This window comes from Mesorhizobium sp. BR-1-1-10, from assembly GCF_020165595.1.
Taxonomy (GTDB): domain Bacteria; phylum Pseudomonadota; class Alphaproteobacteria; order Rhizobiales; family Rhizobiaceae; genus Mesorhizobium; species Mesorhizobium australicum.
The window spans coordinates 42,206-63,276 of the sequence record NZ_JAIUIL010000019.1; the positions used below are offsets into that span (position 1 = coordinate 42,206).

At 64.6% G+C, this 21,071-nt stretch carries 19 protein-coding genes, 1 pseudogene and 1 riboswitch; of the genes and pseudogenes, 12 read left to right on the forward strand and 8 right to left on the reverse strand.

What is annotated here, in order from left to right:
- Positions 1–768: a cobalt-precorrin-6A reductase gene (locus LB555_RS28730; protein WP_224684335.1), complete on the forward strand. Its 768-nt coding sequence runs from the start codon at positions 1–3 to the stop codon at positions 766–768.
- Here LB555_RS28730 and LB555_RS28735 read toward each other — a convergent pair.
- From LB555_RS28735 to LB555_RS28770, 8 genes are all read right to left on the reverse strand, one after another.
- Positions 732–1,496: a precorrin-3B C(17)-methyltransferase gene (locus LB555_RS28735; RefSeq protein ID WP_224684336.1), complete on the reverse strand. Its 765-nt coding sequence runs from the start codon at positions 1,494–1,496 to the stop codon at positions 732–734. The genes LB555_RS28730 and LB555_RS28735 overlap by 37 nt on opposite strands.
- The gene (locus tag LB555_RS28740) at positions 1,493–2,251 is read right to left on the reverse strand and encodes a precorrin-2 C(20)-methyltransferase (protein ID WP_224684337.1); all 759 of its coding nucleotides are present in this window, start codon (positions 2,249–2,251) and stop codon (positions 1,493–1,495) included. The genes LB555_RS28735 and LB555_RS28740 overlap by 4 nt, the downstream gene beginning before the upstream one ends.
- On the reverse strand, positions 2,248–2,880 hold the full coding sequence (locus LB555_RS28745) for a precorrin-8X methylmutase (protein ID WP_224684338.1): 633 nt from the start codon (positions 2,878–2,880) through the stop codon (positions 2,248–2,250). Before LB555_RS28745 ends, LB555_RS28740 begins: the two co-directional genes overlap by 4 nt.
- A gap of 2 nt (positions 2,881–2,882) precedes the next feature.
- The gene (cobG, locus tag LB555_RS28750) at positions 2,883–4,220 is read right to left on the reverse strand and encodes a precorrin-3B synthase (protein WP_224684339.1); all 1,338 of its coding nucleotides are present in this window, start codon (positions 4,218–4,220) and stop codon (positions 2,883–2,885) included.
- Complete coding sequence (gene cobN, locus LB555_RS28755) at positions 4,217–7,591, reverse strand: cobaltochelatase subunit CobN (protein ID WP_224684340.1); 3,375 nt, start codon at positions 7,589–7,591, stop codon at positions 4,217–4,219. The genes cobG and cobN overlap by 4 nt, the downstream gene beginning before the upstream one ends.
- A 19-nt stretch (positions 7,592–7,610) precedes the next feature.
- On the reverse strand, positions 7,611–8,648 hold the full coding sequence (gene cobW / locus LB555_RS28760; protein WP_015317335.1) for a cobalamin biosynthesis protein CobW: 1,038 nt from the start codon (positions 8,646–8,648) through the stop codon (positions 7,611–7,613).
- Between the two features lie 2 nt (positions 8,649–8,650).
- Positions 8,651–9,079, reverse strand: a complete 429-nt coding sequence (locus LB555_RS28765; protein WP_140714950.1) for a DUF1636 family protein — start codon at positions 9,077–9,079, stop codon at positions 8,651–8,653.
- Between the two features lie 37 nt (positions 9,080–9,116).
- Positions 9,117–9,324: riboswitch (cobalamin riboswitch) on the reverse strand.
- Positions 9,325–9,353: 29 nt separating this feature from the next.
- A complete protein-coding gene (locus LB555_RS28770; protein ID WP_224684341.1) occupies positions 9,354–10,553 on the reverse strand; it encodes a winged helix-turn-helix domain-containing protein in 1,200 nt (399 codons plus the stop codon).
- 334 nt (positions 10,554–10,887) lie between these two features.
- On the opposite strand from LB555_RS28770, the gene LB555_RS28775 reads away from it, so the two are divergent.
- The 11 genes and pseudogenes from LB555_RS28775 to nuoI all read left to right on the forward strand — a co-directional run bounded on the left by LB555_RS28775 (position 10,888) and on the right by nuoI (position 20,883).
- Entirely contained in the window at positions 10,888–11,253 is a 366-nt protein-coding gene (locus tag LB555_RS28775; RefSeq protein ID WP_010910112.1) for an NADH-quinone oxidoreductase subunit A, read from the forward strand.
- Entirely contained in the window at positions 11,244–11,825 is a 582-nt protein-coding gene (locus tag LB555_RS28780) for a NuoB/complex I 20 kDa subunit family protein (protein WP_015317338.1), read from the forward strand. Before LB555_RS28775 ends, LB555_RS28780 begins: the two co-directional genes overlap by 10 nt.
- A gap of 4 nt (positions 11,826–11,829) precedes the next feature.
- On the forward strand, positions 11,830–12,432 hold the full coding sequence (locus LB555_RS28785; RefSeq protein ID WP_140661000.1) for an NADH-quinone oxidoreductase subunit C: 603 nt from the start codon (positions 11,830–11,832) through the stop codon (positions 12,430–12,432).
- A gap of 34 nt (positions 12,433–12,466) precedes the next feature.
- Positions 12,467–12,844 carry a four helix bundle protein gene (locus LB555_RS28790; protein ID WP_140714747.1) on the forward strand — a complete coding sequence of 126 codons (378 nt, stop codon included), beginning with the start codon at positions 12,467–12,469 and terminating at the stop codon, positions 12,842–12,844.
- A 66-nt stretch (positions 12,845–12,910) separates the two neighbouring features.
- Positions 12,911–14,101, forward strand: coding sequence for an NADH-quinone oxidoreductase subunit D (locus tag LB555_RS28795; protein ID WP_224523219.1), 1,191 nt, complete (start codon positions 12,911–12,913; stop codon positions 14,099–14,101).
- Positions 14,102–15,103, forward strand: a pseudogene (nuoE, locus tag LB555_RS28800) (NADH-quinone oxidoreductase subunit NuoE); the annotation flags it as partial. It abuts the gene before it with no gap.
- A 22-nt stretch (positions 15,104–15,125) separates the two neighbouring features.
- Positions 15,126–16,430: an NADH-quinone oxidoreductase subunit NuoF gene (nuoF, locus tag LB555_RS28805; RefSeq protein ID WP_224684342.1), complete on the forward strand. Its 1,305-nt coding sequence runs from the start codon at positions 15,126–15,128 to the stop codon at positions 16,428–16,430.
- A gap of 65 nt (positions 16,431–16,495) precedes the next feature.
- On the forward strand, positions 16,496–17,191 hold the full coding sequence (locus LB555_RS28810; RefSeq protein ID WP_224684343.1) for an NADH-ubiquinone dehydrogenase: 696 nt from the start codon (positions 16,496–16,498) through the stop codon (positions 17,189–17,191).
- 73 nt (positions 17,192–17,264) lie between these two features.
- Entirely contained in the window at positions 17,265–19,346 is a 2,082-nt protein-coding gene (nuoG, locus tag LB555_RS28815; RefSeq protein ID WP_224684344.1) for an NADH-quinone oxidoreductase subunit NuoG, read from the forward strand.
- A gap of 2 nt (positions 19,347–19,348) precedes the next feature.
- The gene (gene nuoH / locus LB555_RS28820) at positions 19,349–20,392 is read left to right on the forward strand and encodes an NADH-quinone oxidoreductase subunit NuoH (protein WP_015317345.1); all 1,044 of its coding nucleotides are present in this window, start codon (positions 19,349–19,351) and stop codon (positions 20,390–20,392) included.
- Positions 20,392–20,883, forward strand: coding sequence for an NADH-quinone oxidoreductase subunit NuoI (nuoI, locus tag LB555_RS28825; RefSeq protein ID WP_015317346.1), 492 nt, complete (start codon positions 20,392–20,394; stop codon positions 20,881–20,883). The genes nuoH and nuoI overlap by 1 nt, the downstream gene beginning before the upstream one ends.
- Positions 20,884–21,071: the final 188 nt, after the last annotated feature.

The window sequence follows — 21,071 nt, forward strand, 5'->3', positions numbered from 1 at the left end:
ATGACCCACCGCATTCTGATCCTCGGCGGCACCACCGAAGCCCGGCAACTGGCCGGAAAACTGGCGGCGCGCGCCGATTGCTCGGTCACGCTGTCGCTGGCCGGCCGTACGGAAAACCCCGTCGCGCAGGGCGTACCCGTGCGAAGTGGAGGGTTCGGCGGTGCCGACGGTTTGGTCGCTTATCTCAGGGAGACAGGCACTGGTCTGCTGATCGACGCCACGCATCCCTACGCGGCGCGTATCTCCGTCAATGCCGCGCAAGCGGCACGCGCCATTGGCGTGCCGATCCTTGCCTTGCGGCGTCCGGGCTGGGATGTCGTCCAGGGCGACCGCTGGCTTGAGGTCGACAGCGTTGCCGGGGCGGCGCGGGCGCTTGGCGATGTGCCGCGCCGCGTGTTTCTGGCGCTGGGCCGGCAGGAGGTCACCGCCTTCGAGGCCGCACCCCAACACCACTACCTCATCCGCAGTGTCGATCCGGTCGAGCCGAAGCTGGTTGTGCCCGATGCCGACTATCTGCTGGCGCGCGGGCCGTTTGGCGAGACCGACGAGCGCGTGCTGCTCGAAAAGCATCGCATCGATGTCGTGGTGTCGAAGAACAGCGGCGGCACGGCGACATACGGGAAGATTGCCGCGGCGCGAACGCTCGGCATCGAGGTGATCATGGTGCGCAGGCCCGTCCTGCCGGATGTGCCTTTGGCTGAGACCGTCGAAACGCTGGCCGCGATGGTCCGTCATTTCGTCGCGCCCGACGCCGAGCGCGGCGTGTAGACCAGCGCCGGCTTTTCGCCGCGCTTGATGATCCGGGTCTCCGGCGAGCCGATGATGATGCAGGTCGCCATGTCGGCCTTTTCGGCGTCGACATCTGCCAGCAGATAGACCTCGATGCGCTCGTCGGGCCGGCCGGCGGCGCGGCCGAAGATCACCGGCGTCGTGCCGGGCAGGATGGCGGCCAGGCATTCGAAGGCGCGGCCAAGCTGCCAGGGACGCGCCTTGCTGATCGGATTGTAGAGCGCGATGACGAAGCCGGCGCCGGCCGCCGCCAGAAGACGCAGTTCGATCAGATCCCAAGGCTTTAGATTGTCGGACAGCGAGATAGCGCAGAAGTCGTGGCCAAGCGGCGCGCCGATGCGGGCGGCGACCGCGAGCATGGCGGTGACGCCGGGCACGACAGCGACATCGACCGCGCGCCATTCGGCCGGACCGGCCTCGATGGCCTCGCAGACCGCTGCGGCCATGGCGAAGACGCCGGGATCGCCGCCCGACACCACGGCGACGTCGTGACCCTCGGCGGCCTTGGTCAAGGCATCCTTGGAGCGGGCGAGTTCCTCGCGGTTGTCGGAAGCGACACGGGTCTGGTCCGGGCGCAGGCCGAGCCGGTCCAGATAGGGCTTGTAGCCGTAGAAGAATTTGGCCTCGGCGATAGCGTGGCTGGCTTGCGGCGTGACCTGGTCTGCATTGCCGGGCCCAAGGCCGATGACGGTGAGACGGCCGCTCATATCTGGGCTCCAGCCGCGCCCGGCCGACCGGACCAGCCGGCAACCAGCACAATGGCGAAGTAGGGCGCCTTGTCGTCTGGCTTGTCGGCAAGTTTCATCGAGGCGCTGCCGGCCATGGTGCCGCGCTCGACATAGACGGCGCGCGTCAGCTTGCCGGTCGCCTCCAGCGCGCGCCTGATCTTGGGCAGGTTGCGGCCGACCTTCATGATGACGGCAGCATCGGTGTCGGCGAGGCGGCGCGTCAGCTCGAACTCGCTCATCGTGCCGGGCAGCACGGTCAGCACGTCGTCGCCCTGGACGATCGGCACACCGGTCTGCGACCAGCAACCGGACATTGCGGTGACGCCGGGGATGACCTCGGTGGGGAAACGATGGGCAAGGCGGACATGCAGATGCATGTAGGACCCGTAGAACAGGGGATCGCCTTCGGACAGCACGGCAACCACCCTGCCGGCGTCGAGGTGCTCGGCGACCTGTTCCGCCGACTCCTCGTAGAAACCCGTGATCTGCGACCGGTAATCGTCGTGATCCTTGTCGATCTCGGTGGTCACGGGATAGAGCAGCGGCAGTTCCAGCATGTCGGGCCGGAAGCGCGCCTCGACGATGGCGCGCGCATTGCTGTTGTTGCCGCGCTTGGCGAAATACGCCACGACATCGGCCTCGGCCAGCACCCGCGCGGCCTTCAGCGTCAACAATTCTGGGTCGCCGGGACCGGTGCCGACACCAACGAGACGGCCTTTGGGGAGCGCGTTCACAGACCCGGCCTCGCCAGTGAATTGAGCGCGGCGGCGGTCATGGCGCTGCCTCCAAGCCTGCCGCGCACGATGGCATAGGGCACGCCATAGGAATTCTCGGCCAGTGCGTCCTTGGATTCGGCAGCGCCGACGAAGCCGACCGGCATGCCTATGATGGCTGCCGGCTTGGGCGCGCCATCGCGCAACTTCTCCAGGAGATAAAAGAGCGCGGTCGGTGCGTTGCCGATGGCGACCACCGAACCGGCGATGCGCTCGCCCCAGAGGTCGATGGCGGCCGCCGAGCGGGTATTGCCGATCTGCCTCGCGATGTCGTGCGTGCGCGGGTCGCGCAAGGTGCAGATCACCTCATTGCCGGTCGGCAGCCGGGCGCGGGTGACGCCATGCGAGACCATTTCGGCGTCGCAGAAGATCGGCGCGCCGGCCGCCAGAGCTTTGCGCGCGGCGCTGACGAAATCGGGGGAGAAAACGAAATGACTTGCCGCCTCGACCTGGCCGCAGGCATGGATCATGCGGATGGCGACATCGGCCTCGGCCTCGGAAAAGCGCGAGAGATCGGCCTCGGCGCGGATGATGGCGAAGGAGCGCTCGTAGATCGCCGTGCCGTCGTGGATATAGTCGTAGGCGGCCATGCTCATTCCTGTTGGTACATTTCGGCGATTGCTGCCGTGCCAAGCCTTGTCAGGCAAGCGGCGGCGGTTTCGCCCTGATATCGTGCGCCGCGGATCGTCGCCGCGACGCGGCTGAAGCCGCGCGCGGCGTCATAACCCGGCCTGTAGCCGGCAGGAAGGGCCTTTGCCGTCGCGTTCACGACAAGTCCGGCTCCATTTTCGCCGCCGACAATTGTGAGCGCTGCCGGGCCGGGATGCGCACAGCCCTTGGCGCAGCCCGACACGTGCAGCATGAAATCCAGGATGTCCGCGTTTTCGGTGGCGATCGCCTCGGCGATGTCGCGGGTCGCAATCCGGCCGGAGGCGCAGGCCGGGGCGCCGGGGCAAGCCGCGATGCGCGTGCGCGGGTCGGTGGGAGAGGTGACGAAGCCGAGGGTGGCGGCGGTATCTTGAAGGGATTGATTGGCTTCCGCCGGCTGGCCGAGGAAAAGCAAGGCGCGGCCGGGGGCGAGGCGGATTTCTGACGTACCGAGGGCAAGAGCTTTTTGCGCGAGGCTGATGATCTTGTCCGCCGGCATGCTGCCGTAGGGGAGGCCGATGCCGAAGGTGAAAATGTCGCCGGCTAAGGAGAAAAGGCCGATAGGCTTGCGCGAGGCGCCTCCCTCAGAGGGGGGCGCCGTAGAGTGCCAACCTGCGAGAGACGCCAACTGCCGCTCCGACAAATCCCGTGTGTGTGCGTCCGGACCCTTCTCAGCGACCATCCGAAGCGCCGCGACAGCAATGTCGCGCGCCGCACCTTCGCCAGCCGTCGCAAGTCGCTTCTCACTTTGGCGGTCACCGGCAACTGATATGGCCCAAAGGGTGCCAGCGCTGACCCCAACCGCCTTCAGCCTGACATCGGCCGTCACCCCATCCAGCGTCAGTTGCCCGCCGCCGTCGACGATCACCGAAACCTTCGGCCCGAGCCTTGTTGCCAGCCCGGCTTCTTCAACAGCTACCCGAATGCGCTCAGCCATCGGCCGGGGATCCGCAATCTCGTGTGGGTCGATACCCGCCAGCGGGCCGGTCTCGACCGGTACGCCGGTGCGCACGGCGATCCCCAGCGCATCGACCTCCGCCGCCAGCAACGCGGCACTTTCCGTTGTCAGGCCGCGGATCTGCAGGCTGCCGCGGGCCGTCACTTCCATGATGCCGTTGCCGTGCCGCGACGAGGACTCAGCCAGGGCGATCAAGAGCTTCGGGGACAACCCTCCGGAAGATGGGCCTCCAGCGACCGGGTTGAGCCGCACCAGCAGGCCGTCGCCTGTCTGCATCGGTGCGGACAGAGCAGGGCAGGCGCCACGGCGCGAGAAGGCGTTCATGCCGCGACCCCGAGCGCGTTGGCCTCGGCGATCAGCGCGGCGAGATCGTCGTCGATGGAATTGCGCAAGGGATGCCAGAGGCCGCGCCGCCGCGCCGACAGGAAGCGCTCGGCAATGACTTTGGCGGCAGCGGGATTTTCGCGCAGGATAAAGGCGCGGACGTCGGCGTCGCCAAGATAGGCATCGTGCACGGCCTGGATCAGCGCGCCTGAAATCGCATGGGTGGTCTCGGCGAAGCCGACCAGCCGGTCGACGGTTTCGGCGAATTCGGAGGCGCCGCGCGGGCCGTGGCGCATCTGGCCCGATATGAAACGTGAATTGACCGCACGGGCGCGCACCACGCGCGAGACCGCCTCGGCGACCGATCGCGGTTTCGGCCTCTGCGGATCCGTGGTGTCGAGCACGATGATGTCGGCGTTCCTGCCAAGTGTGGCCAAGGCGGCCGAGAAGCCGCCGATGAAAGCGACGTCGGCGGAGCCTTCGAGAATGTCGCGGCCGGGGTCGTCGCCGGTGTGGACGAGAAGATCGGCCTCGGCGATGCGGCCTTCAAACGCTCCAGGTGCCGAGACGCCTTCGCCGCCGGCACCGCCATAGGCATGCGAGGTCGCGTCGAGATAGGCGCGGCCGATCTCTTCGCGCGCCGTCCAGTCGCCACTCGACAGCATGTCTTCGACGCCGGCGCCGTACGTGCCGGGCGAAGTGCCGAAGATCCGTGGGCTGACCTTGCCGTCGGCGCGGGTTTTGGCGGCGAGCGGGTTTTCCGAATCGTCCTCGTCGCGCGCGGCAACGGCCTTGGCGGCGGCGTCGATCAGCGCGATCTGGGTCGGGAACATGTCGCGGAACAGACCTGATATACGCCAGGTGACGTCGACACGTGGGCGGCCGAGCGCCGCCGGGGGCAATACCTCGATGCTGGTGATGCGGCCGGTGGCAGTGTCCCATTGCGGCCGGCAGCCCATCAAGGCCAGTCCCTGCGCGACTTCCTCGCCGCCGGTGCGCAGCGAGGCCGAACCCCAGAGATCGATCACCAGCGAACGCGGCCAGTCGCCATGCGACTGCATGTAGCCGCGCACCACTTCTTCCGCTGCGGCTTTGCCAAGATCATAGGCGGTCGGCGTCGGCATGGTGCGCGGATCCGAGGTGAACAGGTTGCGGCCGGTGGGCAAAACATCGGAACGACCGCGCGCGGGTGCGCCGGCCGGGCCCGCCTTGACGTGACGGCCATCGAGCGCCGCGAGCAGGGAGGCTTTCTCGGCGTTCGCGCTTTGCAGGCGCACGGAGTCTGGTTCGTCGTTGGGGACGCGGCCGTAGATGTGCAGCCCGTCCTTGATGGCGAAATCCTTGAGGTCGCAGAGCCAGGCGTCGATGCGGCGCAGCGCTTCGTCGGGCGCGTCGGTCTTGGCGACGCCGGCTTCCGAGGCAAGGCCGGTCTTTTGCGCGGTTTCGACAATCAGCCTGGCGAGCCGGTCGCGGCGACGGCGGTCGAGCCCGTCGGCCTGGGCGTATTCGTCGACCAGCCGCTCGAGCTTGTGCTGGTCCTCGTCCAGCCCGGCGCCTGCCAGCGGCGGCGGCAAATGGCCAAGCGTGACGGCGGCAATGCGCCGTTTGGCCTGCGCTGCTTCGCCTGGGTTGGAAACGATGAACGGATAGATGACGGGTAATGCGCCGGTGACGATCTCGGGAAAGCAGGTTTGCGACAGCGCGACGGTTTTGCCGGGCAGCCATTCCAGCGTGCCGTGGGCGCCGACATGGACGAGAGCGTGGACGCCGAGCGATTTGCGCAGCCACAGGCCAAAGGCGATCAGGGCATGGCGCGGGGGGAGGGTCGGGTCGTGATAGTCGGCGCGGCGATCGGCCGAGCGGCCCCGGTCGGGGGCGAGGGCCACGGTGACATTGCCGAAGGTGGCGGCGCGGAAGGGGAAGTGGTGTTTGCCTGATAGCGAAGGTGTGTGCGAGCGCAAACCTGTCTCGCTTTCCGCTCTGCCCCAAGCAGCCTCTACAGCGGCAGTTGCAGACGTCGGTAACTCCGTCGAAAAGGAGTCATAGTCTTCCAGCCTCAGCCCACCGTCGCCCCGCTCCAGCAAATCCAGCAATTCACGCGGCGTTTGCGGAATCCCCTCCACGGCATAGCCCTGTTCGCTCAAGTCGCGCAGCATGGCCAGCACGCTGGACGGCACGTCCAGCCCGACCGCATAGCCTGTGCGGCCGGGGGCACCGGGATAATCGGGAATGAGGATCGCGAGCTTGCGCTCCTCCCGCTTCGTTTCGCGCAGCCGGATGAAAGCCGCGACTCGACCCGCCACTTGCTCCAGCCGATCCGGTTCCGGCCGGTTCGCCAACGCACGATGGCCAAGCGCCGGATCGATATCGCTCTCGGCCTTGAAGGAAATGGCGCCGGCGAGGATGCGGCCGTCGAGTTCGGGCAGCACGACATGCATGGCAAGGTCGGCGGGCGCCAGGCCGCGCTGGTTGTTTTCCCAGATGTCACGGCGCGTGGTGGCGACGATGACCTGGAAGACGGGCGCGCCGGCGCGGTCGAACAGGGTTTCGACGCCGGGCTCGGCGCCGGAAGCGAACGCGGTCGCGGTGACGATCGCGGCGGGTTTCAGCGATGCGATGGCATTTTCGACGAACGCCAGCGACACCGGATCCTTCAGACTGGAAACGAAGATCGGGACCGGTGCCAATCCCCTGGAGCGCAAAGCCTCGGCCAGCGCATCGATCGGGGCGACATCGGCGGCAAGCAGCATCGATCGGTAGAAGAGAATCGGGATGATGGGAGTGCCGCTATTGGAACCGGCCGGCTCCTCCGCGACCCCCAATCCAGCCTGATAGTAACCGGCCTTCGGCACGCTCACCGGGTTGGCGACGGGCGCATCCTGTCCAGCCAGGCCTGCCAGCCTGTGCACCAGCGCGCCCATATTGGCTGGGCCACCCTCGCGGAAATAGCCGAGCAGGCCGTCCAGTTCGGCGCGCGGCAGCGTCGACGCTTCGACCAGCCTGAGATCCTCGTCGTGGCTTTCGCCGGGAAGCAGCGCCAGTTTGATGCCGCGTTCGCGGGCAATCACCGCCAGTTGGTCGCAGCCATAGCGCCACCAGTCGTAGCCGCCGAGAATGCGCACCAGGATGATTTTGGCGTGGCGGGCGACGCTGTCTATCCAGAGGTCGACGGACATGGGATGGCGCAGGTCGCGCAGTGCGGCCAGCCGCATCGAGGGCAGGCGACCGGCATCGGCCTTCCACGCCGCGGCCAGTCCGGCGAGATCGCTGTCGGTGAAGGACAGGGCCACGATATCCGCTGGCGTCTGCCTGAGATCGACAGGCTCGGCGAGGTCGTCGAGCGAGGCGGAGGTCGTGGTGAGGATGTGCATCGCGGCCCGGGCCTGAAAATCAGCCGGCGAGGATACGTTCGATCGCCGGGCGGTTCAGCCCCTTGAGGCCAATAACGACGAGCCGCGAGCGGCGGTCGTCCCCAGCGGTCCAGGCGCGGTCATAGTAATGATTGACGCGCGGGCCGACGGCTTGCAGCAGGAGCCGCATAGGTTTGCCGCCGACCTCGACGAAGCCTTTCACGCGCAGCACGTTTTCCTGTTCGGCGGCCGCGGCGACGCGCTTTGCCAGCTCGTCGGGATTGGCGATCGAGGGAATGTCGACGATGAACGTGTCGAAGTCGTCATGCTCGTGATCGAATGCGCCGTCATGGTGGGACTTGCGGTTCTCGATGTCGTCCTCGACGGCGAGACCGAGCCCGAGCAGCACCGAGGGATCGACCTTGCCATGAGACGTCGGCACGATCTTCACGGCGCGGGCGGAGTGTTCGTTGATAATGGCGTTGGCGCGGGCTGAACCGGCGGCATCCATCAGGTCGCTCTTCGACAGGATGATCAGGTCGGCGCAGGCAATCTGGTCCTCGAACACTTCCTCGACCGGGTCGTCATGGTCGAGGCTCTCGTCCTGCGCGCGCTGCGCCTGCAGGGCGTCCATGTCGTTGGCGACGCGGCCTTCCGCCAGTGCGGGACCGTCGACCACGGCGATGACGCCATCGACCGTTACGCGGCTCTTCACCGTCGGCCACTGGAAAGCCTGGACCAGCGGCTTGGGCAGAGCGAGGCCCGAGGTTTCGATCAGGATATGGTCGACCTTAGGCGTCAGCGACAGGATCTGGTCGAGCGCCGGCACGAAATCGTCGGCCACGGTGCAGCAGATGCAGCCATTGGCCAGTTCGACGATGTTTTCCTCTGGGCAGGTGTCGATGCCGCATCCCTTGAGGATCTCGCCGTCGATGCCGATGTCGCCGAACTCGTTGACGATGATGGCAATCCGCTTGCCACCGGCGTTTTCCAGGAGATGGCGGACCAGCGTCGTCTTGCCGGCGCCGAGGAAGCCGGTGACGACGGTGCAGGGAACGCGGGACAGAGATGTTGTCATGATCAATCTTTCAGCATGTCGAGGGGAGGGATGCGGGCAACGAGGCCGCGCTTGAGGCTATCGGGTCTGCCTCGCCAGGGAATGAGGCCGTCGTTCGAGGTGGCGAAGAGTTTCGCGCCGGTGACGAGATCGGCGCCGCTGGTCGTGGTCAGATCGCCGAACACATAGCTCCAGCAGCCGTCGCGCAGGACCGCGGCGCTCAGCCGGCGCTTGCAATTGCCGAGGCATTCGACCGTGCGGATGCGAATCTTCTCGCCCGAGGCGGCTTGGCGCGTATCTTCGGCCAAAAGTTCGCCGGCCCGGGGATGGGCATCGGAGCCGGTCTCGTCGCGACAGGAAGCGCAGACGATGACCGTGATGCCGACCAGGGGATGATCCCCGCCGGACGAAATGTCGGTTGTTTCAGCCGAAAAACTGCTGTCGCGATCCACATCAGGCTCCTTGCCCGGAAAACCCGCCAGGCGATCGGATTCTTGCATTCCAGACGGCAGGTCTCCTGGCTCGCGGGTCATCGCCTTGGGTAGCCGCCTTCCCGGGACAATCCCAGTGGCTTTCGGCCTTGGCTCTTCGCTCACAGTTGCGGGGACAGCCGCGGATTTGGGATCTTCAATCCCGCACCGCATTCCCTCTTGGCTCCTCCCTTTGCCGAGAGGAGACCGTCTGGATGGGATTTAGGCTCTTGCGGGCAGTGGTGTCAACGCGAGCTTACGACACCGCGATGTCGGACAGCGCCGGGCCGAGATCGCCGGCAGGCGTTATTTCCATCCGCTCGAGGCCAAGCCAGCCCTGCATCTGCTTCAATTCCTCGAAGAGTTGAGCCGCAGTCTCCGCCGGTGCATTGGCCTGCGCATAGGCCGCATGGACACGCAGGACACTGGCCGGCCGGTCGGCCTTGAGGTCGACGCGTGCCACGATCCTGTCGCCAAGCAGGAAAGGCAGGACATAGTAGCCGTATTGGCGCTTGTCGGCCGGCGTGTAGATTTCGATGCGGTAATGGAAGTCGAAAAGCCGCTCCGAGCGCGAACGCTCGAAGACGACCGGATCGAACGGCGCCAGCAGAGCGCGGGACTCGATCTTGCGCGGGATACGGGCGTCCTTGTGAAGGTAAGCCGGCTTGTCCCAGCCCTCGACACGGACCGGCAGCAAGTCGCCGAGTTCGACCAGTTCCTCCAGCCGGCCTTTCATGTCGGCCGGCGAGAGCCGAAAATAATCGCGCAGGTCGCCTGATGTCGCCACGCCATGGGCACGGGCGGAAATGCGCAGCAATTCGCGGTGCGCGTCCTCAGGCGTCGGTACCGGCAGATCGAGGATCGCCTGCGGCAGCACGCGCTCCGGCAGGTCGTAAAAGCGCTCGAAGCCGCGCCGGTGCGCGGTGGTGATGCGCCCGGCCCAGAACAGCCATTCGAAGGCGTGCTTGGCATGGCTCCAACCCCACCAGCCACCGGAGCCTTTCTGGCCTTCGAGCGCCGAAGCGGCGATCGGCCCGCGCGCGACGACCTCGCGGTAGATCTCTTCTATATAGGCGGCGTGCTCGCGGCCCCATTTGGCCAGCCCCAGATACATTTCATCGCCTTGCTCGGCGCGCTGCATGCGCCAGCGCATCAGTGGGTAGGTCTCGACCGGCAGGAACGAGGCTTCATGCGCCCAATATTCGAAGACGGTGCGCTTGCGCGTTACGGCGGCGTTGTCGAGCAAAGCGAGGGGATAGGGGCCGAGACGCGAATAGAGCGGCATGTAATGAGCGCGCACCACCGCACTGACGGAATCGATCTGCAACAGGCCGGTGCGGGACAGAACGCGGGCGAAATGGCGGCGGTCCGGCGTGCCGGCGGGGCGGGGATCGAGAAATCCCTGGGCGGCGAGGGCGATGCGCCGGGCGGCGGCAAGCGAGATCTTTTCCTTCATGCGTATGCGTCCCTGATGGACCTGTCTGGCGTCATTGCCCGGCGTGATTCCCGTCCATGCTAGCAGGGTTTTGGCGGCAACCCTGTCAGGAGAGAAAAGTGGAGTTAAAGGCGAAGGAAATCAAACAGGAGCGGATGGGACCAGTTTCTCCCGGAATGCCGTCCAGCTCGGTGTTTTGAACAAGGTTTGACTTGCTTCGCTGGAAGTGCTGCGCTAACCCTCGCCGCGTTGCAGCATAGGCCCTTAAAACGGTTCAGCGGTTAATCTGTCACGCTTCCGCATTAAGGTTCGGTGCTGTAGTCAAAGTGGATTGGCGCCAACGGAAAGCCGCTGCATGAACGCACTTCTCAGTTCGTACCTGCCCATCGTCCTGTTTATCGGCGTGGCACTGGTCGTCGGCCTGGCGCTGCTGGCGGCTCCGTTCCTGGTGGCGTATCGCAACCCCGATCCCGAAAAGCTTTCCGCCTACGAGTGCGGTTTCAACTCGTTCGACGATGCCCGCATGAAATTCGACATCCGCTTCTACCTGGTGTCGATCCTGTTCATTATATTCGACCTGGAAGTTGCCTTCCTCTTCCCCTGGGCAGTGTCCTTCTCGAAGATCGGCATGCTCGGTTTCTGGTCAATGATGGTGTTTTTGGCAGTGCTGACCATCGGCTTTGCCTATGAATGGAAAAAAGGAGCGCTGGAATGGGATTGAACGACAGTTCAGGCACCCTCGTCGCGCCGAAGCCCAAAGGTATTATCGACCCCAACACCGGTAGGCCGGTAGGGGAGGACGATCCCTTCTTCCTCGAAATCAACAATGAGCTTGCCGACAAGGGTTTTCTGGTCACCTCGACCGAGGCGCTGATCACCTGGGCGCGTAGCGGCTCGCTGATGTTCATGACCTTCGGTCTGGCTTGCTGCGCGGTCGAGATGATCCACACCTCGATGCCGCGCTACGATTCGGAGCGGTTCGGTGTCGCGCCGCGGGCGTCTCCGCGCCAGTCCGACATCATGATCGTCGCCGGCACGCTGACCAACAAGATGGCGCCGGCGCTACGCAAGGTCTACGACCAGATGCCGGAGCCGCGCTACGTCATCTCGATGGGCTCGTGCGCCAATGGCGGCGGCTACTATCACTATTCCTATTCGGTGGTACGCGGCTGCGACCGCGTCGTGCCGGTCGACATCTATGTGCCCGGCTGCCCGCCGAGCGCCGAAGCCCTGCTCTATGGCATTCTTCTGCTGCAGAAGAAGATCCGCCGCACCGGCACGATCGAACGGTAAATCCATGGCCGCCTCCTTAAGCGAACTGTCGACCTATCTCGGCGAGAAGCTGCCTGGCCGCTTCGGCGATGCGGTATTCGCCTATGGCGAGCTCACCGTTCACGTCGAGCCTCAAAACCTGATCGAGGTGATGACCTTCCTGCGCGACGATGCGCGCTGCCAGTTCATCTCGATCATCGATGTCTGCGGTGCCGACTACCCGTCGCGGGCCAAGCGCTTCGACGTCGTCTATCACCTGCTTTCGCCGAAGCAGAATGTGCGCATTCGCATCAAGGTGCAGACCGACGAGGAGACGATGGTGCCTTCGATCACCGGCGTCTATCCTGGCGCCGACTGGTTCGAGCGCGAAACCTACGATCTCTATGGCGTGCTGTTCTCGGGCCACCCGGACCTGCGCCGCCTGCTGACGGACTACGGTTTCGAAGGCCATCCGCTGCGCAAGGATTTCCCGCTGACCGGTTTCGTCGAAGTGCGTTACGACGACGAAGCCAAGCGCGTCATCTACGAGCCGGTGGAACTGAAGCAGGAATTCAGGAACTTTGACTTTTTGAGCCCCTGGGAGGGAACCGACTATGTCCTGCCCGGCGACGAAAAAGCGAAACAGTGAGTAGGGAAGTAGTGAGTAGTCAGTAGGAGAAAAGTTGGAGCGACGGATCGAATCTTATCGCGACTTGAAGGTGTGGCAATCAGCGATGACGCTCGCTGAAGACTGTTACCGCCACACTAAGGACTTCCCGAAAGAAGAGATCTACGGCATGACCTCTCAGATGCGCCGATCGGCGGTTTCGATCGCGGCGAATGTCGCGGAGGGATACGGTCGCGAAAACAGAGGTTCGTTCGTTCAATTTTTGCGCATGGCGCAAGGTTCGTTGAAGGAACTGGAAACGCACATACTACTGGCATGCCGGGTCGGCTTGCTGCGAAAAGACAATGAGATTGAACTGCTGCTGCGATGCGAAGAGATTGGAAAAATGATGAGATCTCTTATCCGAACGGTGCAGGCCAAGCAGGCGGAATGAAGCAGGCATTGAGATTGATGATCACTACTCACTACTCACTACTGACTCTTCGCCAGAGGCGCCAGAATGGCTGAAACCTCCGTCCGCAACTTTAACATCAACTTCGGACCTCAACACCCTGCCGCGCACGGCGTTTTGCGCCTCGTGCTGGAGTTGGACGGCGAAGTCGTCGACCGCGTCGATCCGCATATCGGGCTCTTGCATCGCGGTACGGAGAAGCTGATCGAAGCAAAAACCTATCTGCAGGCGCTGCCTTATCTCGACCGGCTCGATTATTGCGCGCCGATGAACCAGGAGCACGCCTTCGCGCTGGCCGCCGAGCGCCTGCTCGGCATCGAGGTGCCGAGGCGCGGCCAGCTGATCCGCGTGCTCTATTGCGAAATCGGCCGTATCATGTCGCACATCCTCAATGTGACGACGCAAGCCATGGATGTCGGCGCGCTGACGCCGCCGCTGTGGGGCTTCGTCGAGCGCGAAAAGCTGATGGTGTTCTATGAGCGCGCCTCCGGCTCGCGCATGCATGCGGCCTATTTCCGGCCCGGCGGCGTCCACCAGGACCTGCCGCGCCAGCTGGTCGAGGACATCGGCAAGTGGATCGAACCTTTCCTGAAATCGCTCGACGATCTCGACAGGCTGCTCACCGGCAACCGCATTTTCAAGCAGCGCAATGTCGACATCGGCATCGTCTCGCTGGCCGACGCCTGGGCCTGGGGCTTTTCGGGCGTCATGGTCCGTGGTTCGGGCTCGCCGTGGGACCTGCGCAAGTCGCAGCCCTATGAATGCTATTCGGAAATGGATTTCGACATCCCTATCGGCAAGAATGGCGACTGTTTCGACCGCTACCTCGTGCGCATGGAAGAAATGCGCCAGTCGGCACGGATCATGCGCCAGTGCATCGATCTCTTGCTCGGCAAGGAAAGCACCGGCCCGGTGTCGAACCTCGACGGCAAGGTGGTGCCGCCCAAGCGCCAGGCGATGAAGCGCTCGATGGAAGCGCTCATCCATCATTTCAAGCTCTATACCGAGGGCTACCGCGTCCCGGCCGGCGAAGTCTATGCGGCGGTCGAGGCGCCAAAGGGCGAGTTCGGCGTCTACCTGGTCTCCGACGGCACCAACAAGCCCTACCGCTGCAAGCTGCGCGCACCCGGTTTCGCGCATCTGCAAGCCATGGACTTCCTCTGCCGCGGCCACATGCTGGCCGACGTCACCGCCGTCCTCGGCTCCCTCGACATCGTGTTTGGTGAGGTCGATCGCTAAATGTCAGTCCGCCGTCTCGCAGAAGCCAGCGTCCAGCCAGCCTCCTTCGCCTTCAACCGGGCGAATGCGGCCGCGGCGAAGCAATGGATCAAGAAGTATCCCAAGGGCCGCGAGCAGTCGGCGATCATTCCCCTGCTGATGATAGCGCAGGAGCAGGAGGGCTGGGTCACCAAGGCGGCGATCGAGACCATCTCCGACATGCTCGGCATGCCGCGTATCCGCGGCCTCGAGGTCGCGACCTTCTATACGCAGTACCAGTTGAACCCCGTTGGCACCCGTGCGCACATCCAGGTTTGCGGCACCACGCCCTGCATGCTGCGCGGCTCGGAAGCGCTGATGGATGTGTGCCGCTCGAAGATCCATCACGACCAATTCCACACCAACGACAAGGGCACCTTGTCGTGGGAAGAGGTCGAGTGCCTCGGCGCCTGCGTCAACGCGCCGATGGTCATGGTGTTCAAGGATACGTTCGAGGATCTGACACCGGAACGGCTGGCTGAGATCATCGATCTCTACGATGCGGGCAAGGGCGCCTCGGTGACGCCGGGACCGCAGAACGGCCGCACCGGCTCGGAGCCGGCCTCCGGCCTGACCACGTTGAAGAGCGAAAAGGCGATCCTCAAGTCGACCCGCGACCGTGAAGCCCGGGAAGCGGCCAGGGCCGCGAAGGCAGCGCCCGACGCGATCATCGCTGCGCCGGTGCCGGCACCGGCCGCCCCAGCTGCGCCTGGTCCGGTTGCTCCGTCGAAATCCAGCAGGCCGAAGACCGCCGCGCCAGAGACCAACCCGACGTTGAAGACGCCGTCGCCGGCCAAGGTCGCGCCGGTCACCGAGAACGCGGCCAGCGTTGCGGCACCCCTCCACTCGGCCGCCAACGCCAACAAGGCCGCTCCTGAAGTCGAGGCGACTCCAAAGCAACGCAATGGGCCGAAGAACCGGGCCGAACCGGGCAGCGCCTTCAAGGCGCCAGAGACCAAGCAGCCTGCCGCCAAGCCGACCAAGAAGCCGGTCTGAGGGACGAAAAATGCTTCAGGACAAAGACCGCATCTTCACCAACATATACGGCCTCTTCGACAAGTCGCTGGCCGGCGCCATGGCGCGCGGCGCCTGGGACAACACGCCCGGCATCGTCGCCAAGGGGCGTGAGTGGATCGTCAACGAGATGAAGGCGTCGGGACTGCGCGGACGCGGCGGCGCCGGCTTCCCGACCGGGCTGAAATGGTCGTTCATGCCCAAGCAGAGCGACGGCCGGCCAAGCTATCTCGTCATCAACGCCGACGAATCCGAGCCCGGCACCTGCAAGGACCGCGACATCCTGCGCAACGATCCGCACACGCTGGTCGAGGGCGCGTTTCTGGCCGGCTTCGCCATGGGCGCGATTGCCGCCTACATCTATGTGCGCGGCGAGTTCATCCGCGAGCGCGAGGCGCTGCAGCGGGCGATCGAGGAGGCCTACGAGGCCAAGCTGATCGGCAAGAACAACACGTCGGGCTACGATTTTGAAATCTACATGCATCACGGCGCCGGCGCCTATATCTGCGGCGAGGAAACGGCGCTGCTGGAAAGCCTCGAAGGCAAGAAGGGCCAGCCCCGGCTGAAACCGCCATTCCCGGCCAATGTCGGCCTCTATGGCTGCCCGACCACTGTCAACAATGTCGAATCGATCGCGGTGGCGCCGACCATCCTGCGCCGGGGGGCTGCCTGGTTCTCGTCCTTCGGCCGGCCCAACAATGTCGGCACCAAGCTGTTCTGCGTATCCGGCCACGTCAACAATCCGTGCACCGTCGAAGAGGCGATGTCGATCCCGTTCCGCGAGCTTATCGAGACCCATTGCGGCGGCATCCGCGGCGGCTGGGACAATCTGCTCGCCGTCATTCCGGGCGGCGCCTCGGTGCCACTGGTGCCGGCGGAGCAGATCATCGATACGCCGATGGATTTCGACGCGCTGCGCGATCTCAAGTCCGGCCTCGGCACGGCCGCCGTCATCGTCATGGACAAGTCGACCGATGTCGTGAAGGCGATCGCGCGGCTTTCCTACTTCTACAAGCATGAAAGCTGCGGCCAGTGCACGCCGTGCCGCGAGGGCACCGGCTGGATGTGGCGGGTGATGGAGCGGCTGGTGCGCGGCGAGGCTCAGAAGCGCGAGATCGACATGCTGCTCGACGTCACCAAGCAGGTCGAAGGCCACACGATCTGCGCGCTGGGCGATGCGGCGGCATGGCCGATCCAGGGCCTGATGCGGCATTTCCGCGGCGAGGTGGAGCGGCGCATCGACGAGTTTTCGCGCAACGCGCACCGGGCCGAATCGGTGATGGTGGCGGCGGAATAACAAGAAACTTTTGAACGCGGGAAGAAACGGGGCGGGGCGAACGAAGAAACGACCAGGAGAACTCTATGGCGCCGTATTCGACACCCTACCCATTGATGCCCAATTTGGACCAGATCGAGAAGATGAACCAGGACCTGACCAGGATGATGCCGAAGGAGATGGCCAGCGCCGTCAACCTTTTCGCGCACCCTGTCGCGGGTGCGGCGGCGATGTCGGCGCTTGGCATGGGGCTCGCCAATCATGCGTTCGGCGTCTGGATGGGCGCGCTTTCGGGGGCCGCCGAGGCATCACAACGCCTCATGCAGCCGCTGATCGAGGATTTCGAGGCACGCGTCGAGCAATTCGAGGATGCGAACTCGTCGTCCATCAGGGCGCGGGCGACCGCGAAGACGATGATTGCCGAGGCGCAGTCCTTCGCCCAGGAAGTCACCGATATCGCAGCCAGGGAAGCCGCCACCACCGCGCCGGCCGCCAATGCCGCTTCGGCAACAAGCGAGGCGGCGGATGTGCTGCTGCCGGAAGATTTCAGGCAGCCCAAGGCCATGGAGAAGCCGACGAGGCCGTCCGACCTCAAGGCTATATCGGGCATCGGCCCGAAGCTGGAAAAGGTGCTGAACGGCCTCGGTATCTGGACGTTTGCCCAGATCGCCGCATGGTCGCCGCAAGAGATTGCCTGGGTCGACGACTATCTGTCGTTCAAGGGCCGCATCGGCCGTGACGACTGGACTGCCCAGGCGGCGGCGCTGGCCGCGAAGAAGTGAATGAAATCTCGGGCGCTGCGTCTGTCGCGCCCGGAAAATGAGATTGCGGGAAATCCGCAGGGGTTTGAGGCGAATGGCAAAGCTCAAGGTCGACGGGAAAGAAATCACTGTACCCGACCATTACACGCTGCTGCAGGCGGCCGAGGACGCGGGCGCGGAAGTGCCGCGCTTCTGCTTCCATGAGCGGCTGTCGATCGCCGGCAATTGCCGCATGTGCCTGATCGAGGTGAAGGGCGGACCGCCCAAGCCGCAGGCCTCCTGCGCCATGGGTGTGCGCGACCTGCGCCCCGGCCCGAACGGCGAGCCGCCGGAAATCTTCACCAACACGCCGATGGTCAAGAAGGCCCGGGAAGGCGTGATGGAATTTCTGCTGATCAACCATCCGCTGGACTGCCCGATCTGCGATCAGGGCGGCGAGTGCGACCTGCAGGACCAGGCAATGGCCTTCGGCGTCGATTCCTCGCGCTACCACGAGAACAAGCGCGCGGTGGAAGACAAGTATATCGGCCCGCTGGTCAAGACAGTGATGAACCGCTGCATCCACTGCACGCGCTGCGTCCGCTTCACCACCGAAGTTGCCGGCATTTCCGAACTCGGCCTGATCGGCCGCGGCGAGGATGCCGAGATCACCACCTATCTCGAACAGGCAATGACCTCGGAGTTGCAGGGCAACGTGATCGATCTCTGCCCGGTCGGCGCGCTGACCTCCAAGCCCTTCGCCTTCCAGGCGCGGCCGTGGGAGCTGACCAAGACCGAATCCATCGACGTGATGGATGCCGTCGGCTCGGCGATCCGCGTCGATAGCCGTGGGCGCGAAGTGATGCGCATCCTGCCGCGCGTCAACGAAGCCGTGAACGAGGAATGGATTTCCGACAAGACCCGCTTCATCTGGGACGGCCTGCGCACGCAGCGCCTCGATCGCCCCTATGTGCGCAAGGACGGCAGGCTGGTTCCGGCGAGCTGGGCCGAAGCGTTCGCGGCGATCAAGGGCGCGGTTTCGGCGGCGGCCCCCGACAAGATCGGCGCCATCGCGGGCGATCTCGCGGCGGTCGAGGAAATCTACGCGCTGAAGCTTCTGATGGCCTCGCTCGGTTCGAAGAACACCGATTGCCGCCAGGACGGCGCGGCGCTCGATCCGGCACTCGGACGCGCCAGCTATATCTTCAACCCGACCATCGAAGGCATCGAGCAGGCCGACGCGGTGGTGATCATCGGGGCCAATCCGCGCTTCGAGGCCTCGGTGCTCAACGCCCGCATCCGCAAGCGCTGGCGCCTCGGCAATCTGCCGGTCGGTGTCATCGGCGATGTCGGCGACACGCGCTATGACTACGAACAATTGGGCGCCGGGCCGGATTCGCTGAAGGATCTGGCGGACGGCAACGGCAAGTTCTTCCAGACGCTGAAGAAGGCGACGCATCCCCTTATTATCGTCGGTCAGGGCGCTCTGGCGCGCGCCGATGGCGCGGCCGTGCTCGGCCAAGCGGCCAGGCTCGCCGCCGCCGTGAATGCCGCACGCGCCGACTGGAATGGCTTTGCCGTGCTGCACACCGCAGCGGCGCGCGTCGGCGGCCTGGACCTCGGCTTCGTGCCGGGCGAGGGCGGCAAGAACGTCGCCGGCATGCTGGGCGAGACGGATGTCCTGTTCCTGCTCGGCGCCGACGAGATCGATATGAGCAAGACCGGCGGCGCCTTCGTCGTCTATGTCGGCACGCACGGCGACGCCGGCGCGCATCGCGCCAATGTCATCCTGCCGGCGGCTGCCTATACCGAAAAGTCCGGCACCTACGTCAACACCGAAGGGCGCGTGCAGCAGACCAACCGCGCTGGCTTCGCGCCGGGCGACGCGCGCGAGGATTGGGCGATCTTGCGGGCGCTGTCCGACGTACTGGGCAAGAAACTGCCGTTCGATTCGCTGCCGCAGCTGCGCGCAAAGCTCTATGGCGAATACCCGCATCTGGCCCGCATCGACCAGGTCGCGGCCGGCAACGCCGAGGATATCGCCGGCGTGGCGAAGCTCGGCGGGCGGTTGAACAAGGGAACCTTCACCTCGCCGGTCAAGGATTTCTACCTGACCAACCCGATCGCGCGCGCATCGGCCGTGATGGCTGAATGCTCGGCACTGGCCAAGAGCGGCTTCAAGCAGGCGGCGGAATAAGCATGGACACCTTCTTCTCCTTCTACGTGCTGCCGGCGCTGCTGATCCTCTTGAAGTCAGTCGTGCTGATCGTGGTGCTGCTGATCTTCGTCGCCTACATCCTTTATGCCGACCGCAAGATCTGGGCGGCGGTGCAGCTTCGCCGTGGCCCGAATGTCGTCGGCCCCTGGGGCACGCTGCAGGCCTTCGCCGACCTGCTGAAATTCGTCTTCAAGGAACCGGTCATCCCGTCGGGCGCCAACAAGGGCGTCTTCCTGCTGGCGCCACTTGTCTCCGCCGTGCTGGCGATCTCGGCCTGGGCCGTCATACCGGTCAGCCAGGGTTGGGCGATCGCCAACGTCAATGTCGGCATCCTCTATGTCTTCGCCATCTCCTCGCTCGAGGTCTATGGCGTGATCATGGGCGGCTGGGCGTCCAACTCGAAATATCCGTTCCTCGGCGCGTTGCGTTCGGCGGCGCAGATGGTGTCCTACGAAGTTTCGATCGGCTTCGTCATCGTCACCGTGCTGCTCACCGCCGGCTCGCTCAACCTCAGCGATATCGTGCTGTCGCAGCAGGGTGGGCTTGGTACGCGGCTCGGCCTGCCCAACACGTTCCTCGACTGGAACTGGCTGGCGCTGTTCCCGATGTTCGTCATCTTCTTTATCTCGGCGTTGGCGGAGACGAACCGTCCACCCTTCGATCTGGTCGAAGCCGAATCGGAGCTGGTCGCCGGCCACATGGTCGAATATTCGTCGACGCCGTTCCTTTTGTTCTTCCTCGGCGAGTATGTCGCGATCGTGCTGATGTGCGCGCTGGCCACCATCCTGTTCCTCGGCGGCTGGCTGCCTCCCTTCGACTTCGCGCCCTTCACCTGGGTGCCCGGCGTGATCTGGTTCGTGCTGAAGGTCTGTTTCGTGTTCTTCGGCATCTCGATGGTGAAGGCCTTCGTGCCGCGCTACCGCTACGACCAGCTGATGCGGCTGGGCTGGAAAGTGTTCCTGCCGATCTCGCTGTTCATGGTGGTCGCCACCGCCGCCTTCCTCAAGATCACGGGGTTTGCGTGATGTCCGCTTTGTCCCAGGCCGCAAAATCGCTGCTGCTGCAGGATTTCGTCAGCGCCTTCTTCCTGTCGATGCGCCAGTTCTTCGCGCCGAAGGAGACGATCAACTATCCGCACGAGAAGGGCCCGATCAGCCCGCGCTTTCGCGGCGAGCATGCGTTGCGCCGCTATCCCAATGGCGAGGAACGCTGCATCGCCTGCAAATTGTGCGAGGCGATCTGCCCGGCGCAGGCGATCACCATCGAGGCCGGCCCGCGCCGCAATGACGGCACGCGCCGCACGGTGCGTTACGATATCGACATGGTGAAGTGCATCTATTGCGGCTTCTGCCAGGAAGCCTGCCCGGTCGACGCCATCGTCGAGGGGCCGAATTTCGAATTCGCGACGGAAACGCGCGAGGAACTCTACTACGACAAGGACAGGCTGCTGGCGAATGGCGACCGGTGGGAGCGCGAACTGGCGCGCAACATCTCACTGGACTCGCCCTATCGCTGACATCTGACGCATGGACGGGGCGAGGGGCCTCGTCCAGAGGATGATCCCGAAAAGTTGCGGACTTTTCGGACAAGATCATCCTCCGGAAGACAAAAGTGTCGCATGTTTCTTTTGATCGGGTATTTCAACCCGATCGGAACATGCGATAGGACACAACGAAACTTGCCGACCGGAGGCGGTCGCAAACA

What these genes read in the sequence shown, in the direction of transcription:
- LB555_RS28730 (WP_224684335.1), top strand. Translation starts at nt 1, where the DNA reads ATGACCCACCGCATTCTGATCCTCGGCGGCACCACCGAAGCCCGGCAA.
- LB555_RS28735 (WP_224684336.1), bottom strand. Translation starts at nt 1,496, where the DNA reads ATGAGCGGCCGTCTCACCGTCATCGGCCTTGGGCCCGGCAATGCAGAC.
- LB555_RS28745 (WP_224684338.1), bottom strand. Translation starts at nt 2,880, where the DNA reads ATGGCCGCCTACGACTATATCCACGACGGCACGGCGATCTACGAGCGC.
- cobG (WP_224684339.1), bottom strand. Translation starts at nt 4,220, where the DNA reads ATGAACGCCTTCTCGCGCCGTGGCGCCTGCCCTGCTCTGTCCGCACCG.
- cobN (WP_224684340.1), bottom strand. Translation starts at nt 7,591, where the DNA reads ATGCACATCCTCACCACGACCTCCGCCTCGCTCGACGACCTCGCCGAG.
- cobW (WP_015317335.1), bottom strand. Translation starts at nt 8,648, where the DNA reads ATGACAACATCTCTGTCCCGCGTTCCCTGCACCGTCGTCACCGGCTTC.
- LB555_RS28770 (WP_224684341.1), bottom strand. Translation starts at nt 10,553, where the DNA reads ATGAAGGAAAAGATCTCGCTTGCCGCCGCCCGGCGCATCGCCCTCGCC.
- LB555_RS28775 (WP_010910112.1), top strand. Translation starts at nt 10,888, where the DNA reads ATGAACGCACTTCTCAGTTCGTACCTGCCCATCGTCCTGTTTATCGGC.
- LB555_RS28780 (WP_015317338.1), top strand. Translation starts at nt 11,244, where the DNA reads ATGGGATTGAACGACAGTTCAGGCACCCTCGTCGCGCCGAAGCCCAAA.
- LB555_RS28785 (WP_140661000.1), top strand. Translation starts at nt 11,830, where the DNA reads ATGGCCGCCTCCTTAAGCGAACTGTCGACCTATCTCGGCGAGAAGCTG.
- LB555_RS28795 (WP_224523219.1), top strand. Translation starts at nt 12,911, where the DNA reads ATGGCTGAAACCTCCGTCCGCAACTTTAACATCAACTTCGGACCTCAA.
- nuoF (WP_224684342.1), top strand. Translation starts at nt 15,126, where the DNA reads ATGCTTCAGGACAAAGACCGCATCTTCACCAACATATACGGCCTCTTC.
- LB555_RS28810 (WP_224684343.1), top strand. Translation starts at nt 16,496, where the DNA reads ATGGCGCCGTATTCGACACCCTACCCATTGATGCCCAATTTGGACCAG.
- nuoG (WP_224684344.1), top strand. Translation starts at nt 17,265, where the DNA reads ATGGCAAAGCTCAAGGTCGACGGGAAAGAAATCACTGTACCCGACCAT.
- nuoH (WP_015317345.1), top strand. Translation starts at nt 19,349, where the DNA reads ATGGACACCTTCTTCTCCTTCTACGTGCTGCCGGCGCTGCTGATCCTC.
- nuoI (WP_015317346.1), top strand. Translation starts at nt 20,392, where the DNA reads ATGTCCGCTTTGTCCCAGGCCGCAAAATCGCTGCTGCTGCAGGATTTC.